This is a genomic window from Variovorax sp. PBS-H4 (genome assembly GCF_901827205.1).
GTDB lineage: Bacteria > Pseudomonadota > Gammaproteobacteria > Burkholderiales > Burkholderiaceae_C > Variovorax.
Map to the genome: position 1 here is coordinate 4,348,746 of NZ_LR594675.1, position 14,953 is coordinate 4,363,698.

The window sequence follows — 14,953 nt, forward strand, 5'->3', positions numbered from 1 at the left end:
CAATGCAACGGGGTGTCACAGCCCCGCCCACATGCTGCGGTCCCGATCTGGAAAAGGCAAGCTGCCATGAAACTCGTGACCTGGAACACCCAGTGGTGCCGCGGCCTCGACGGCGCGGTAAATACAAAACGCATCGTCGAAGGCGCACACGCGATGGCCGACTTCGATGTCCTGTGCCTACAGGAAATCGCCTCGGGCTACGAGCGCATGCCCGGTGCCCCCGGCGACCAGCCGGCCGAGTTGGCGGCGCTGCTGCCCGGTTTTCGGATTTTCTTCGGCGCGGCCGTCGAGGAGTTCGACGGCGAGGGTCGCCGGCAGCGCTTCGGCAACCTGATTGCGACCCGGCTGCCCGTGTCGCTGGTCCGGCACCATCCGCTGCCCTGGCCGCCCGACCCCACTGTGAGCAGCATGCCCCGCATGTGCACGGCGGTGACCCTGGCCAGCCCCGAACTGGGCACGGTGCGGGTCATGACCACGCACCTCGAGTACTACTCGTCAGCCCAGCGCAAAGCCCAGGCGAATGCTTTGCGCGCCCTGCATATCGAGGCCTGCCAACAGGCTGCAGCCCCGCCTGCCGCAGCCTTCGACGACTCGCCTTTCCAGCCCAAGCCGCACACGCAGCACGCCATCCTTTGCGGCGACTTCAACATGGAGGCCGGCGACCCGGCCCATGCGGAGATCCAGGCGCCGTTTACCGCCCCCGCCCTGCCGGCCGGCGGAGCGCCCGACAAGCGCCTGCAGGACGCGTGGCCGCTCGCCCATCCGGAGCGGCCGCACGATCCCACCTTCCGGCTGTTCGACGAGACCTACGGGAAGGTACCGGCCACTTTCGACTTCGTGTTCGTCAGCGACACCCTGGCGCCTCGGGTGCGGCGCGTGGAGGTCGACCTGCAGACTCGCGCTTCCGACCACCAGCCCGTGCTGATCGAACTCGGCGACTGAGCGCCGGCCGGTGGCAGGAGCTTCGTTCGGGGCCGAGGGCGTCCTAGCGTTCGATGGTGAGCGCAACCCCCATGCCGCCGCCGATGCACAGCGAGGCGATGCCCTTCTTCGCATTCTGGCGCTGCATCTCGTGCAGCAGCGTCACCAGGATGCGGCAGCCAGAGGCGCCGATCGGATGGCCGATGGCAATGGCACCACCGTTCACGTTGACCTTGTTGATGTCCCAGCCCATCTCGCGGTTGACCGCGCAGGCCTGCGCGGCAAAGGCCTCGTTGATCTCGAGCACGTCGAGGTCCTGCGGCTTCCAGCCGGCCCGCTGCAGCGCCTTCTGCGAGGCCGGCACCGGGCCCATGCCCATGAACGCCGGGTCGAGGCCGGTGCTGGCGTAGCTGGCGATACGGCCCAGCGGCTTCAGGCCCAGCGCGGCCGCCTTCTTGGCAGTCATCACCAGCACGGCCGCAGCCCCGTCGTTGAGGCCGGAGGCATTGCCCGCCGTCACCCCGCCGGCCTTGTCGAAGGCGGGACGCAGGCCAGCCAAGCCTTCGGCGCTGGTCTTGCGGTTGATGAATTCGTCCTGGTTGAAGACGACCGGGTCGCCTTTTCGCTGCGGGATGTTGACGGCGACGATCTCGTCCTTGAACTTGCCGGCGTCCTGCGCGGCTGCGGCCTTGGTCTGGCTGGCGAGTGCGAGCTCGTCCTGCGCGGCGCGGCTGATGTCGTACTTCTTGGCCACGTTTTCAGCCGTGATGCCCATGTGGTACTGGTTGTACACGTCCCACAGGCCGTCGACGATCATCGAGTCGACCAGCTTCCAGTCGCCCATGCGCTGGCCGTTGCGCGAGTTGGGCAGCACGTGCGGTGCGAGGCTCATGCTCTCCTGCCCGCCGGCCACCACGATCTCGCTGTCGCCGGTGGCCACGGCCTGCGCAGCCAGCATCACCGCCTTCAGCCCCGAGCCGCACACCGCGTTGATGGTGAGCGCCGGCGTTTCCTTGGTGATGCCGCTCTTCAGCAGCGCCTGGCGGGCCGGGTTCTGGCCGCTGCCTGCGGTGAGCACCTGGCCCATGATGACCTCGCCGATCTGGTCGGGGCCGATCTTGGCGCGTTCGAGCACTTCCTTGATCACGATCGAGCCGAGCTCCGTGGCCGGGATGTTGGCCAGCGATCCGCCGAACTTGCCCACGGCCGTGCGTGCGGCCGAAACGATGACGATGTCTTCCATGGTGTGTGCTCTCCGAGGCTGCGATTGAAAAAAGGAAAGTGGGAACGAACGAACAACGAAAGTCAGGCTCGCGCCTTGACGTAGCGGCCCGGCGCGGGCTCGATCGCCTTGTAGGCGCTGCCCTTGCCGTAGGCCCTGGGAGCAGGGATCTGCTTGCCCGAGTGGGTCTTGAGCCAGTTGGACCAGTCGGTCCACCAGCTGCCGGGATGCTCGCTCGCTCCGGCCAGCCATTCGGCCTGGGTCTTCGGCAGCTTGCCGTCGGCACGAATCCAGTGGCTGCGCTTCTTCTTGGCCGGCGGATTGATCACGCCGGCGATGTGGCCCGAGGCCCCCATGACGAAGCGCTTCTTGCCCTTGAGCAGCTGCGTCGACGCATACGCGCCGCCGATGGGAACGATGTGGTCTTCGCGCGAGCCGTAGATGTACACCGGGGCGTCGATGCGGCCGAGGTCGATCTGCTCGCCGGCCACCGTCAGCGCGCCCGGCTGGGCCAGCTTGTTCTCATGGTAGGTGTTGCGCAGGTACCAGCAGTACCAGGGCCCGGGCAGGTTGGTCGCGTCGCTGTTCCAGTAGAGCAGGTCGAAGGGCGGCGGGGTCTCGCCCTTCAGGTAGTTGCCCACCACGTAGTTCCAGACCAGGTCGTTGGGCCGCAGGAAGCTGAAGGTGGAGGCCAGCTCGCTGCCCGGCAGCAGCCCGCCCGACGCCATCTGCATTTCCCGGAAGCGCACGAAGGCCTCGTCGATGAAGATGTCGAGGATGCCGGTGTCGCTGAAGTCGAGCAGCGTGGTGAGCAGCGTCACGGACGACGCGGGCTGCTCGCCGCGCGCCGCCAGCACTGCCAGCGCGGTCGACAGGATGGTGCCGCCGACGCAGAAGCCCAGCGTGTCGATCTGCCCGCCCTTCTTGTCCTGGCCGCTGATCTCGCGCGTGACCTGGATCGCCTTGATGGCGGCGTTTTCGATGTAGTCGTCCCAGGTGACCTTGTCCATCGAGGCGTCGGGATTACGCCAGCTCACCACGAACACGCGATGGCCCTGCTCCACGGCGAAGCGGATCAACGAATTCTCGGGCTGCAGGTCGAGGATGTAGAACTTGTTGATGCAGGGCGGAACCAGCAGCAAGGGCCGCTCGTAGACCTTGGCCGTCAGCGGCTTGTACTCGAGCAGTTGGAACAGCTCGTTCTCGAACACCACGGCGCCCTCGGTGGTGCCCACGTTGCGGCCGACCTCGAAGGCGGTCTCGTCGGTCATGCTCAGGTGGCCCTGGCGCACGTCCTTCAGCAGGTTCTGGATGCCCTTGGCGATGCTCTCGCCCTGGGTTTCGAGCGCCTTCTTCTGGGCCTCCGCGTTGAAGGCGAGGTAGTTGCTGGGCGCCGAGGCCGCGACCCACTGCTCGATCGCGAAGCGCAGGCGGGCGCGGGTCTTCGCGTCGGCCTCGACGGCTTCGGCCATGCCGAGCAGCGTGCGCGTGTTCAGCAGGTAGACCGCCGCCGTGAAAGCTGCCACCGGATTGCTGCCCCACGCCTCGGAGGCAAAGCGCCGGTCGCCGCGGGCGCGTGCCGCCATGTCCTGGCGCCACAGCTCGGTGGCTTCCTCGACGTACTGCTTCTGAAGCTCCTGGAGCCGGGTAGCGGAGAAGGTGAAGCGGGGCATGTCCCACGGCTCCATGGGTATCTGGGCCGGGGCCCCTTTGCCGAGTGACTGGAATGACTCGAGAGCTTTTTCCCAACCCTGCGCCAGCGCTTGCTGAAACGGAGCGAAAGTGGATTCGGCCGCGGCCTGTTGTTCTTGTCTCATGTCGTGTCCTGGTTCCTCACCTTGTCGCATCGGCTTTTGAGTATGCTGCATCCGGCAGGGCCCGGAAAGCAAAAGCCCGTCATACCTTCCTGAAAACCTCTCCCATGCACCTTGTCGTCATTGCCTGGCTCTATGTCGCCCTGATGATGGCGGTCGCGGAGGCCACCAACACCAACGGCACGGTACTCGGTGCGGTCTTCACCTTTCTACTCTATGGCTTGGCACCGGTGGCACTGGTGGTTTACCTGATGGGCGCCCCGGCGCGGCGCAGCGCGCTTCGCGCAAGCGAGGCGGCCGAGCGCGAGGCCGCCATGCGAGCGGCCGCCACCCCCTCAGTCGCGCCAGATGCAGGCAGCGAACCGGCCGCTGACGCGGTCCCGCCGGTGCGAGAAGAAAAGTAACGGGTTGTTCACCGTGCACCACGGCGAGCTGCCGTCGTTGCCGTAGAGCTGCGTGACGCCTGCCGCTCGCAGGCGCTGGCGCGCCAGGCCGGCAAGGTCCGCGAGCCATTTGCCCGCCGTGGCGGCCGGCTCGAAGCACTGCACGGCCTGCGGCGCACCCGCCGTGAAGGCGGTGCGGACTTCGTCGCCGACCTCGAAGGCCTCTGGCCCGATGCACGGGCCGAGCCACGCCATGAGTTCGTCCGGCCCGGCTTCGGCTGCGAAGGCGCCTACGGCCTCCTCCAGCACGCCTGCAGCCAGCCCGCGCCAGCCGGCATGCGCGGCCGCAACGCGGCGGCCCCGGCCATCCGTGAAGAGCACGGGCAGGCAGTCGGCCACCATGATGGTGCAGGCGACGCCGGCGGCAGTGGCAGTGCTGGCATCGGCCGTGGCGCCGTCGGGCGTCTGGCCCTCGAGCACCAGCAGCCGGATCCCATGCACCTGCTGCAGGAACACCGGGCGCGCACCGATGGCATCGCGCAGCCGCACGCGGTTGACCGCCACATCGGCCGGCGCATCGCCGACGTGGTCGCCGAGGTTGAGGCTCCGATAGGCGCCCGCGGACACCCCACCCTCGCGCGTCGTGCACAGCGCATGCACGCCGGGTGGCGCTGGCCAGTCGGGCACCAGCGCCTCGCCGGGACCCATGCTCAGGGCTCCGCGTCGGGACAGCGCGAGGGCTGGGCGCGCTGGAAGGCGTCGAGCTGCATGCAGGCCTCGAACGCCGCCATGGTGCGCGGCAGCCCGCTGAAATCGCAGTCGAAGCGCTGGCCGTTGAAGACCTGCGGCACCAGGCAGCAGTCGGCCAGTGTGGGCGTGTCGCCCCAGCAATAGAGGCTCGCCGGGCGCAGCGCAAGCTGGCGCTCGAAGGCCAGCATGCCCTCGCGCACCCAGTGGCGGTACCAGGCGTTCTTGGCGTCGTCGCCGATCTTGAGCTCACGCACCAGGTACTTGAGCACGCGCAGGTTGTTCAGCGGATGGATCTCGCAGGCGATCGATTGCGCCAGCGCCCGCACATGCGCCCGGCCGACCGGGTCGCGGGGCAACAGCGCGGGCTCGGGATGGATCTCGTCCAGGTATTCGATGATCGCCATGGACTGCGTGAGGCGCTCGCCATCGTCTTCGAGCAGCGGCACCAGCATGTCGGGCGAGATGGCCGAGAACGGCCCCGTCTTGTGCTCGCCGCGCGCGATGTGCACCGGAAGGTAGTCGTAGTCCAGGCCCTTGAGGTTGAGCGCGATGCGGACCCGGAACGAAGCAGAGGAACGGAAGTAGTTGTAGAGCTTCATCATGGCCCCGAGCATAGCGCCGGCGCCTGGGCGTGGCCTACGGCCGCGCGACGGTTTTCGCCCTCTGGCAAACTGCCGCTTTCGCTTGAAAAAAGGACTTTTGCGCCATGGCTTCCGAATACGTCTTCACTCCGCCGGCGACGGTGTCCCTGTCCGTGGTCGGCCAGGCTGCCCGATTCCCCGTGCACCGCGTCTACTGCGTAGGCCGCAACTACGAAGAGCACGCCAAGGAAATGGGGTTTACCGGCCGCGAGCCGCCCTTCTTCTTCATGAAGCCGGCCGATGCCGTGGTCCCCGTCGATGCGGACAAGGCGGGCACCATGGCCTATCCCACGCTGACCAAGAACCTGCACCACGAGATCGAGCTGGTGGCGGCCATCGGCACCGGCGGCAAGAACATCAAGGCGGCCGATGCCATGAAGCACATCTACGGCTACGCCGTGGGCCTGGACATGACGCGCCGCGACCTGCAGGGCGAGATGAAGAAGCAGGGCCGCCCCTGGGACATCGGCAAGAGCTTCGAGCAGAGTGCGCCCACCGGACCGATCGTGCCGGCGGCCCAGGCCGGCGACATCGAGCACGCCGAGATCTCCCTGCAGGTCAATGGCCAGGACCGCCAGCGCAGCAACGTGAGCAAGCTGATCTGGAACATGGCCGAGACCATCGAACACCTCTCGGCCGCCTGGGAGCTGCAGCCCGGTGACCTGATCTTTACCGGCACCCCCGAAGGCGTGGCAGCGGTGGTGGCCGGCGACACCCTGGTCGGCCAGGTCGCCGGGCTGCCCACGCTCACCGTCAAGGTGGTCTGAAAAACGCCACCGGTCCCTACCCGATGCTCCTGCGCGTCCCTATCAAGCACTGCAAGAACTGCGGCACGGCGGTGGTCTACCGCATCCCCGACGACGGTGATACGCGCGAGCGCGCCATCTGTCCGGCCTGCCACACGGTGCACTACGAGAACCCGCTCAACGTGGTGGGCACCATCCCTGTCCTGGGCGATCGCGTGCTGCTCTGCAAGCGCAACATCGAGCCGCGCTGGGGCAAGTGGACGCTGCCGGCCGGCTTCATGGAGCTCAACGAGACCACCGCCCAGGGCGCCGCGCGCGAGACCGACGAAGAGGCCGGCGCCGAGTACGAGATGGAAGACCTGTTCGCGGTGATCAGCGTGGTGCGGGTGGGCCAGGTGCATCTCTTCTACCGCGCGCGCCTTCTCAGCGACAAGTTCGACCCCGGGCACGAGACCATCGAGGCCCGCCTCTTCACAGAGGAAGAAATCCCGTGGGACGAGATCGCCTTTCGCACCGTGCGCGAAGCGCTGACCCATTTCTTCGAGGACCGCCGGCGCGGCAGCTTCGACCGCGTCCATCAACTGGACATCGTATGACGCTTCTTCGCGCACCGCTGTGCTGCGTCCTGCTGCTGGCCGCACAGGCGCACGCCGAGCAGGTCGGCGAGGTCGACACCGCCTTCAAGCTGATCGGCCCCGATCACAAGATCGTGGTCGAGGCCTACGACGACCCCAAGGTCAACGGCGTGACCTGCTATGTCTCGCGCGCCAAGACCGGCGGCATCTCCGGCGCCATCGGCCTGGCCGAGGACAAGGCCGAAGCCTCGATCGCCTGCCGTCAGGTCGGGCCGGTGCGTGTCACCCAGCCGCTGCCGAAGCGCGAGGAGGTGTACAGCGAGCGGCTCTCGATCCTCTTCAAGCGCCTGCGCGTCGTGCGCATGGTCGATGGCCCGCGCAACACGCTGGTCTACCTGACGTACTCGGATCGACTGGTGGAAGGCTCGCCGAAGAACAGCATCACCGCGGTGCCGATCGATCGCGCGACGCCGATCCCCCTGAAGTAGCCGGCCGCCGTCGGGTGCATCGCCGCAGCCGGCCCGCGCCGCCGTGCTGGCGCGCCATCCTTCGCTGCGGGCCCCTAAAAAACGCCTCGGTCCTACGCCCCGACGGGAACCAGCGCGTCAGAATGCGTTCGAAAAAAAGCCATGTCCTTCAACACCCATGTTCTCCGCGCCGGCCTCATGGCCGCGGCGGTCGCCGGCCTGGTCGCCTGCAGTACCACGCCCCTGCCGCCCCAGCGCCCGCTTCCCTCACCTCCCGTCGCCACCGTCAAGCCGCCGCCACCGCCGGTACAGCCCGCGTTCCTCCGGCCTGCCGCCGGTGGCACGCTGTCGCGCTTCGACGGCAAGGCCAACAAGGGCATGGACATCGCGGGCAGCGCCGGCGACCCGATCCTCGCCACGGCTGACGGCCGCGTCGTCTATGTCGGCGGCGAGCTGCGCGGCTACGGCAACATGGTGATCGTGAAGCACAACGACACCTTTCTGAGCGCCTATGCGCACGCGCAGCAGATCCTGGTGAAGGAGAAAGACGTCGTGCGCCAGGGCCAGAAGATCGCCGAGATGGGCAGCAGCGGCGCCGACCGCGTCAAGCTGCACTTCGAGCTGCGCAGGCAGGGCGTCGCGGTCGACCCCGAGCCGTACCTCAACGGCCAGCTGCGCTGAGCACGGCCCCCTCAACGGCCACACGCTGCAGCAGCAACGACCGCAGCTACAGCAAGCTCTCCGGTACCAGCGGCGCAAGCAGTTCCAGCTTCAGACGCGAGCCGACATCGGTCTCGGGTTCCTCGTGCTGCACGACATCGGGCCCCCCGCCATTTTCCGACGGGCTCACCCATTCGATGTCGCCCCTCGGTCCCAGCCGCACGCGGTAGGCCGCGTCCATGGTGATGAAGCCGATCAGGCTGGTGAGCTGCGCAGCAAGCTGCGGGCTGTGGATGAAAAGGCCCAGTTCCGTGTTGTGCAGGTCCGAGCGCGGATCGAAGTTGAGCGAACCGATGAACACCACCTTGCCATCGACCACCGCCGACTTGCCGTGCAGGCGCCCGCTGGCCGAGCCGAAGATGCCGAATCGCTGCGACTGCTCGACGCGCTTCGGGCTCAGCTCGTACAGCTCCACGCCGAGGCGCACCAGCTCGGGCCGGTAGCGCCGGTACCCCAGGTGCACCAGCGACTCGTCGGTGGCAGCCAGCGAGTTGGTCACCAGCGTGAAGCGCACGCCGCGCTCGCGCAACTGGCGCACGGACTCCATGCCGCCTCGACCCGGAATCAGGTAGGGCGTGGTCACCAGCGCCTCGCGCTCTGCCGCGCGCACGTAGCGCCTGACGTTGAAGAGCACGCCCTCGGGCGCATCGGCCGCCACGCGCGGGCGCTCCTCGCGCGGGCCCAGCGCCTTGTGCGGCGTATCGGCATAGGCTTCGGCCCGCGCCCAGACCAGTGACAGCGTGCCCGCGTCCAGGTCCTCGGCGAGCGCCTGGTAGCCCAGCAAGTCGCGCTCGATCGGTGTCTGCGGCGCCCACATGGCGGCGTCCCAGGTCATCTCCTCGAAACGCTGCCGCCGTTGAGGCGGCGTGCCCTCCACCTGCACGATCGACTCGATCGGATACACGAAGGGGCTGTTCCAGTACATGTCGAACAGCGACGACAGCCGCGGCACCACGGCGCCCGTCACCAAGGTGTCGATGTCGATGAAGTTGGCTCCCGCATCGCGCATGAAGTATTCGTTCGCGATGTTGCGACCGCCCACCACCGCCATCGCGTTGTCGGCGACGAAGAGCTTGTTGTGCATGCGGCGATGAACGCGGTCGATGTCGAGCAGCGACGCGGCCAGCCTCGTGAGCAGCCGCCCGCGCCCCGCCGGAAAGGGATTGAAGAGGCGCACCTCGACATTCGGGTGGGCCGCCAGGCTTTCCAGCAGCGTGTCGGCGCCGGCGGTGTAGAGGTCGTCCACCAGCACGCGCACGCGCACCCCGCGCTCCGCCGCGTCCCGAAGCGTGCGCAGCAGGTAGCGGCCGGTCTCGTCGTTCTGCAGCAGGTAGTACTGGACGTCGATGCTGCGTTGCGCACGCCGCGCCAGCTCGAGCCGTGCGTGCATCGAATAAGGCGGCAGCGGCAGCAGCCGGAACCCGCTTTGCTGCGCATCCGGTGCACCGGCCACGGCGAGACGGCCGAGCGCCGTGTTCGAGGTGTCGGTGATCGCTTGCGAGGGCGGGCGGGCCACCTCCCTGGGCAGCCCAGCGCAGCCGGTCAGCACTGCGAGTAGCGCCAGCGCCATGAGCCAGCCGACTGTCTTGCCCCGGGCGCTGAAAGAAAGCCTCGCGAATTCAGCCGCCATTGCCACCTTCGATCCGCACCAGGGTCTCGCGATCGCGCGAGCCGCCGAAGTACTTGTGCAGGCAGTCGCGAAACACCGGCTCCGACGGATCGGCCGCCTCGAACAAGGTCATGGACGAGCAGAACTTGAGGTCGTCCGGTGCGCCGAATATCTGGTGGACATCGCGGCCCTCGACCGCCAGCACCAGCGTGCTGCACTCGCGCAGCCGCGGCCCGAGCAACGGGTGCGCCAGGTAGGCGCGGGCTTCGGCCAGCGAGGCAATGGCGTAGTGCTGCGCCATTGCGCTGCGGCCCAGGCCCACCAACTGCGGAAACACGAACCACATCCAGTGGCTGCGCTTTCGGCCGGCACGCAATTCGGCGCGCACCGCGTCGATCACGGGCGCTTGCGCATCGACGAAGCGGTGCAATTCGAAGGCATCGTTCATGGGCAGCAGGCGTCTCTGTAGGTGTCGTCTTTCTCCAGGTGGCGAAGTATGCCGCGCCGGGCTGAGTGCATGCCACCGTCTAATACGAACGCATTAAAAAGAGAGGCTCTCCCGAGAACGAAAATGAACTGCGAAGCGATCCACTGCGCCGACACCAAGACCGTGCGGTTTGCCATCTACCCCGATGGACTCGACGGCCCCCGCATCATGGCCCATGTTTCCGAAGCCGCCCTCCGCGACCTTTGCGAAGATGCCGACGCGGACCCCGACCCCGACTTGACCCTCACCTGCGAGGCCTACTTCGCGTGCATCGAGGCGAAGGCGCTGGAACGCTACCGGGCTGCTCCCTCCGTGCCCATCGTGCTGGAGCCTGCAGACCTCCGGGCCTGCGCCGTGCTCCACTGATCGCCAGTCGCCCGGCGTCAGCTGCGGGACGGCGATACCGGCAACGTCGGCATCGCCTCGCGCAAGAAGTCCCTGAAGCTGGCTGCCGCCGGCGACAAAGCCCGGTCACGCTTGCAGAACAGCGACAGGTGCCTGTGCACCACCGGGCCGACGAGAGGCCGGCCCACCAGGCCGAAAGGCTCGATCAGAGGCAATGAACGGCCGGGCTGCGCCGTGATGCCATGCCCCCACTGCACCATGCCCAGCGCGGTCGTGATGAAGGACACCTCGTGCGCAGGGTTCAGCGCCAGCGTGGCCGAGTGCTTGAAGAGATCGGCCTGCAGCCGTTTGGTGAAGTCGGGCGTGAGGCTGACGAACGGCTCACGCAGCATCTGCGACCAGGTCACGCGGCTGCGCGCCGCCAGTGGGTGGTCTGCACGGCAGATCAGCCACATGCGGTCGCGCAACAGGCTTTGCTGCACCAGCTCGGGCGGCGCCTGGCGCTGCGGCGCAATGCCCAGGTCCGCCTCGCCGCTCATGACGCGCGCCAGCGCCTGCTGGTTGAGGGAATCCAGCACATACACGGCAATGGCCGGGAATTTCTGCCGGTAGCGAAGGACCAGCTCGGGCAAGGTGGTGGCCGCATAGAGCGGCGTGCAGGCGATGCGCACCGTGCCACGCTTCTTCTGCTCCAGGTCCTGCGTGCTTTCGAGCGCACTCGCGAGGTCGTCCAGCACCTTGCGCGCCAATGGATAGAACTCGCTGCCTGCCAGTGACAGCGCCGTCGCACGTGTGTTGCGGTCGAACAGGCGCACCGCGATGCCGCGCTCCAGGTCCTTGATGAGCAGGCTCAGCGCCGACGGCGTGAGATGCAACCGCCGCGCGGCGGCCGCGAAGCCACCCGCATCGGCAATGGCGACGAAGGCGCGCAGCTGGCGCAGCGTGACACTGGTGGGATTCATCAGAAAAACTCAACGCCCGCTAAATATTGCTGGTTTGTCTCAACGATCACGCGAATCTACCATCGGCCTCCCAAGGAGGCTTTCCCACGATGCTGCGATTCGATCCCAATCTTCGATGGCTGTTCACCGAGGTCCCCATGCTGGAGCGCTACGAGGCCGCGGCAGCGGCCGGTTTTCGGGGCGTCGAGGTGGCCTTTCCCTATGAGTACCCGGCCAAGGAGATTGCCGCGCGACTCGCGTCGAACGGGCTCGAACTCGTGCAGATCCTCTCCCCCTTCGACTGGGACGCGGGCGAGCGCGGCCTGGCCGCGCTGCCGGGGCGCGAGCAGGATTTCAAGGCGAGCATCCGCACGGCCATCGACTATGCCGTGCAGGTCGGCGGGCCGCTGATCCACGTGATGCCCGGGAAGATAGAACCGCAGTTCGAACGTGCGCGCTGCATGGACCTGTTCCTGGAGAACATCGGCTGGGCCGCGGACGCGGCCCGCGCGGCCGGACTGACGCTGATCCTCGAGCCTTGCTGCCGCGCGCGCTTTCCGGACTTCCTGTACCACCGCATCGACGAAGGCGTGGCGGTCGCCAAGGCACTGGGCCGTGACAACGTCAAGCTCTGCTTCGACACCTTCCACATCCAGATGGAGGAAGGCGCCATTGCCGACCGGCTGCGCGCCGTCTGGCCGCACATCGGCCATATCCAGGTCGGCAATGTGCCGGGGCGCCACGAGCCCGGCACGGGAGAGATTCACTTCCCCTATCTGTTCGGCTTGATCGAAGCACTGGGCTGGCAAGGCTGGATCGGCTGCGAATACACCCCTTCCGGCCCCACGCTCGACACCCTGGGCTGGGGTGCCCCCTATGGCCTCGGCGCACGCTCGGAGGCAACGACATGCTGAGCGCTGCCGACAACGAACTGCTCACCCGCACGGGCGCAGCCACGCCGATGGGGCAGTACTTCCGCCGCTTCTGGCAACCCGTGGCGCTTTCCCGCGAGCTGCCCGAGCGCGACGGCGTGCCGCTGCGGGTGAACATCATGGGCGAGAAGCTCGTCGCATTCCGCGACACCGAAGGCGCAGTGGGCCTGGTGGATTCACGCTGCCCACACCGCGGCGCCGACCTCTACTTCGGCCGCAACGAGGACTGCGCCATCCGCTGCGTGTTCCACGGCTGGAAGTTCGACCTCCAGGGCCGCCCCGTCGAGCTGCCGAATGTGCCACCGGGCGTCGCCTACCACGACACGCTGCTGCTCAAGGCCTACCCCACGCGCGAGTACGGGGACGTGGTGTGGGCCTACCTGGGGCCCGACCCCTGGAGCCGCACGCTGCCGGAAGTACCCCAGCTGGAGTTCGGCGCCCTGCCGGCCGCGCACCGCTTCGTCACGAAGAAACTGCAGGAGTGCAACTGGGCCCAGTCGATCGAAGGCGCGCTGGACACCTCGCACTTCTCCTTCCTGCACATGCCGGCCCCTGGCGTGCCGTCGAACGCGAACCCTGACGCACCGGCGGACGAGAAGCGCCTGCGCTGGATCCGCGAGGACCCGCTCCCGCGCTTCTCCATCCTCGAGCACGAGGTCGGCTTCGTGGTCGGAGGCGCCCGCCGCGCCGACGATGGCGTGCGCTACTGGCGCACCGCGCAATTCGCCCTGCCCGCGCACAGCACCACGCCCTCGACGCTGCCGGGCGAGACCCACTTCGGCTACACGTGGGTGCCGATCGACGACGAGAACTGCTGGATCTACACCTATGCCTGGAATCCCGAGCGTCCACTGTCCGAAGAAGAGCTGCGCAAGTTCAAGGCGGGCCATGGCGTGATCGCCGAGGTCGACGAAGACTTCATGCCGGTCCGCAATCGCGCCAATGAGTACCTGATCGACCGGCACCACCAGAAGCACGTCAGCTTCACCGGCGTGCGCGGCGTGGCCGAGCAGGACGCGATGATCCAGGACAGCCAGGGCCGCATCGCCGACCGCACGCAGGAGCATTTGTCGGCTTCCGATGCGGCCGTGGTGCGCTTCCGGCGCGCAGTGCTGGGCGGTGCCAAGGCGCTGGCCGCCGGCACGGAGCCGCAGGCGCCGCTGAAGCACGCGGCCTACCGGCTGCGCTCGGGCAGCTGGTTCGCATCGGAAGGCGTGTCCTTCGAGCAGGTCATGCTGGAGCGCTTCGGCGATCCCGTCGGCCGCGTCGCGTCCGGCAACGAGACCCCGGCAACCCCTGCCCTCGCCGAGCGAAGCGAGGCGACGACAGCAAAGGAGACAAGCCCATGATCACCAAGCTCCTCCGGCAGGCGCGCAGCCACGCGCTCGGCTGGCACCGCACCCTGGCGCTGGCTGCGTGCGCGCTCTTCTGCGCCGCCGGCGCTCACGCGCAGGCCTACCCGAGCAAGCCCGTCAAGCTCATCATTCCCTACGCGGTCGGCGGCTCTACCGACCAGACAGGGCGCTTGCTGGCGCGCTCGCTGTCGGAACGGCTCGGCCAACCCGTCGTGGTGGAGAACCGTGCCGGCGCCGGCGGCGCGCTGGGCCACGAGTTCGTGGCCAAGGCGCCGGCCGACGGCTACACGCTGCTCTTCAGCGCTGCGGGACCGCTCACGGTGACGCCGCACACCTACGCCAAGCTCAACTACGAACCCATCAAGGGCTTCGAGCCGATCACCCTCGTCGCCACGCAACCGCTGCTGCTGGTGCTCAATCCAGCCATGAAGGCCGGCAGCGTCGCCGACCTGGTGCAGGAGGCCAAGGCCAGGCCGGGCAAGCTCACCTACGGGTCCTTCGGCAACGGCAGCGCCGCACACCTGGCCGGCGAATACTTCAAGACGCTGGCGGGCGTGGACATGGTGCATGTGCCGTACAAGGGCAGCGGACCCGCGCTGGTCGACCTGGTCGCGGGCCAGATCGACCTGATGTTCGACGTGTTCAGCACCGCAGCGCCGCTGGTCAAGGGCGGCAAGCTGAAGGCGATCGCCATCACCTCCAACGAACGTTCGCCCCAGTTCCCGCAGGTGCCCACCATGCAGCAGGCGGGCATCGCAGGCTTCGAGGCCGGCACCTGGTTCGGCGTGCTCGCGCCGGCCGGCACGCCCGCATCCGTGATCGAGCGCCTGTCCAGGGACATCAACGCATCGCTCCAGGAACGGGAGTTGCGGGACACGCTGGCGTCGCAAGGCGCCACAGTGCGCGGCGGCACGCCCGAGCAGTTCAACCGCTTCTTCCTGGCCGAGTACGACAAGTGGGGGAAGATCGTGAAGTCGGCCGGCGTGACGGCGGAGTGACGCCCCCCGACCGCCATGCAAAGCGAGGTAGGCCGAAGCCCGCTGAA

17 protein-coding genes are annotated in these 14,953 nt (G+C 67.8%); 10 read left to right on the plus strand and 7 right to left on the minus strand.

Annotated elements, in window-relative coordinates:
- Window positions 1–66 precede the first annotated feature (66 nt).
- Window positions 67–942: an endonuclease/exonuclease/phosphatase family protein gene (locus E5CHR_RS20615; RefSeq protein ID WP_162581573.1), complete on the plus strand. Its 876-nt coding sequence runs from the start codon at window positions 67–69 to the stop codon at window positions 940–942.
- Window positions 943–985: 43 nt separating this feature from the next.
- On the opposite strand, the gene E5CHR_RS20620 is transcribed toward E5CHR_RS20615, so the two are convergent.
- Together E5CHR_RS20620 and phaC are read right to left on the minus strand one after the other, a co-directional pair.
- Complete coding sequence (locus tag E5CHR_RS20620) at window positions 986–2,164, minus strand: acetyl-CoA C-acetyltransferase (RefSeq protein WP_162581574.1); 1,179 nt, start codon at window positions 2,162–2,164, stop codon at window positions 986–988.
- 62 nt (window positions 2,165–2,226) lie between these two features.
- Window positions 2,227–3,960: a class I poly(R)-hydroxyalkanoic acid synthase gene (gene phaC, locus E5CHR_RS20625; protein ID WP_162581575.1), complete on the minus strand. Its 1,734-nt coding sequence runs from the start codon at window positions 3,958–3,960 to the stop codon at window positions 2,227–2,229.
- A gap of 104 nt (window positions 3,961–4,064) precedes the next feature.
- Between phaC and E5CHR_RS20630 the strand changes: the two genes are divergently transcribed.
- On the plus strand, window positions 4,065–4,361 hold the full coding sequence (locus E5CHR_RS20630; RefSeq protein ID WP_162581576.1) for a hypothetical protein: 297 nt from the start codon (window positions 4,065–4,067) through the stop codon (window positions 4,359–4,361).
- On the opposite strand, the gene pgeF is transcribed toward E5CHR_RS20630, so the two are convergent.
- On the minus strand, window positions 4,293–5,048 hold the full coding sequence (gene pgeF / locus E5CHR_RS20635; protein ID WP_162581577.1) for a peptidoglycan editing factor PgeF: 756 nt from the start codon (window positions 5,046–5,048) through the stop codon (window positions 4,293–4,295). The genes E5CHR_RS20630 and pgeF overlap by 69 nt on opposite strands.
- Window positions 5,049–5,050: 2 nt before the next feature.
- Window positions 5,051–5,689 carry a maleylacetoacetate isomerase gene (gene maiA / locus E5CHR_RS20640; RefSeq protein ID WP_162583816.1) on the minus strand — a complete coding sequence of 213 codons (639 nt, stop codon included), beginning with the start codon at window positions 5,687–5,689 and terminating at the stop codon, window positions 5,051–5,053.
- Between the two features lie 107 nt (window positions 5,690–5,796).
- Here maiA and E5CHR_RS20645 point away from each other — a divergent pair, with 107 nt between their 5' ends.
- The 4 genes from E5CHR_RS20645 (at window position 5,797) to E5CHR_RS20660 (ending at window position 8,200) form a co-directional block, all read left to right on the plus strand.
- Complete coding sequence (locus tag E5CHR_RS20645) at window positions 5,797–6,498, plus strand: fumarylacetoacetate hydrolase family protein (protein ID WP_162581578.1); 702 nt, start codon at window positions 5,797–5,799, stop codon at window positions 6,496–6,498.
- Between the two features lie 23 nt (window positions 6,499–6,521).
- Window positions 6,522–7,073: an NUDIX hydrolase gene (locus E5CHR_RS20650; RefSeq protein WP_162581579.1), complete on the plus strand. Its 552-nt coding sequence runs from the start codon at window positions 6,522–6,524 to the stop codon at window positions 7,071–7,073.
- Window positions 7,070–7,540 carry a CreA family protein gene (locus E5CHR_RS20655; RefSeq protein WP_162581580.1) on the plus strand — a complete coding sequence of 157 codons (471 nt, stop codon included), beginning with the start codon at window positions 7,070–7,072 and terminating at the stop codon, window positions 7,538–7,540. Before E5CHR_RS20650 ends, E5CHR_RS20655 begins: the two co-directional genes overlap by 4 nt.
- Before the next feature lie 141 nt (window positions 7,541–7,681).
- Window positions 7,682–8,200, plus strand: a complete 519-nt coding sequence (locus E5CHR_RS20660; RefSeq protein ID WP_162581581.1) for a peptidoglycan DD-metalloendopeptidase family protein — start codon at window positions 7,682–7,684, stop codon at window positions 8,198–8,200.
- A gap of 46 nt (window positions 8,201–8,246) precedes the next feature.
- Here E5CHR_RS20660 and E5CHR_RS20665 read toward each other — a convergent pair whose 3' ends face one another.
- Window positions 8,247–9,869: a phospholipase D family protein gene (locus E5CHR_RS20665; protein WP_232062133.1), complete on the minus strand. Its 1,623-nt coding sequence runs from the start codon at window positions 9,867–9,869 to the stop codon at window positions 8,247–8,249.
- Window positions 9,859–10,296, minus strand: coding sequence for a DUF1810 domain-containing protein (locus E5CHR_RS20670; protein ID WP_162581582.1), 438 nt, complete (start codon window positions 10,294–10,296; stop codon window positions 9,859–9,861). The genes E5CHR_RS20665 and E5CHR_RS20670 overlap by 11 nt, the downstream gene beginning before the upstream one ends.
- 123 nt (window positions 10,297–10,419) lie before the next feature.
- On the opposite strand from E5CHR_RS20670, the gene E5CHR_RS20675 reads away from it, so the two are divergent.
- On the plus strand, window positions 10,420–10,701 hold the full coding sequence (locus tag E5CHR_RS20675; RefSeq protein WP_162581583.1) for a hypothetical protein: 282 nt from the start codon (window positions 10,420–10,422) through the stop codon (window positions 10,699–10,701).
- 17 nt (window positions 10,702–10,718) lie between these two features.
- On the opposite strand, the gene E5CHR_RS20680 is transcribed toward E5CHR_RS20675, so the two are convergent.
- Window positions 10,719–11,642 carry a LysR family transcriptional regulator gene (locus E5CHR_RS20680; protein ID WP_162581584.1) on the minus strand — a complete coding sequence of 308 codons (924 nt, stop codon included), beginning with the start codon at window positions 11,640–11,642 and terminating at the stop codon, window positions 10,719–10,721.
- A gap of 89 nt (window positions 11,643–11,731) precedes the next feature.
- On the opposite strand from E5CHR_RS20680, the gene E5CHR_RS20685 reads away from it, so the two are divergent.
- From E5CHR_RS20685 to E5CHR_RS20695, 3 genes are read left to right on the plus strand one after another with little or no spacing between them, the layout of a single operon-like run.
- Entirely contained in the window at window positions 11,732–12,535 is an 804-nt protein-coding gene (locus E5CHR_RS20685) for a hydroxypyruvate isomerase family protein (protein WP_162581585.1), read from the plus strand.
- The gene (locus tag E5CHR_RS20690) at window positions 12,529–13,902 is read left to right on the plus strand and encodes a Rieske 2Fe-2S domain-containing protein (protein WP_162581586.1); all 1,374 of its coding nucleotides are present in this window, start codon (window positions 12,529–12,531) and stop codon (window positions 13,900–13,902) included. Before E5CHR_RS20685 ends, E5CHR_RS20690 begins: the two co-directional genes overlap by 7 nt.
- Window positions 13,899–14,906, plus strand: coding sequence for a Bug family tripartite tricarboxylate transporter substrate binding protein (locus E5CHR_RS20695; RefSeq protein WP_162581587.1), 1,008 nt, complete (start codon window positions 13,899–13,901; stop codon window positions 14,904–14,906). The genes E5CHR_RS20690 and E5CHR_RS20695 overlap by 4 nt, the downstream gene beginning before the upstream one ends.
- Window positions 14,907–14,953: the final 47 nt, after the last annotated feature.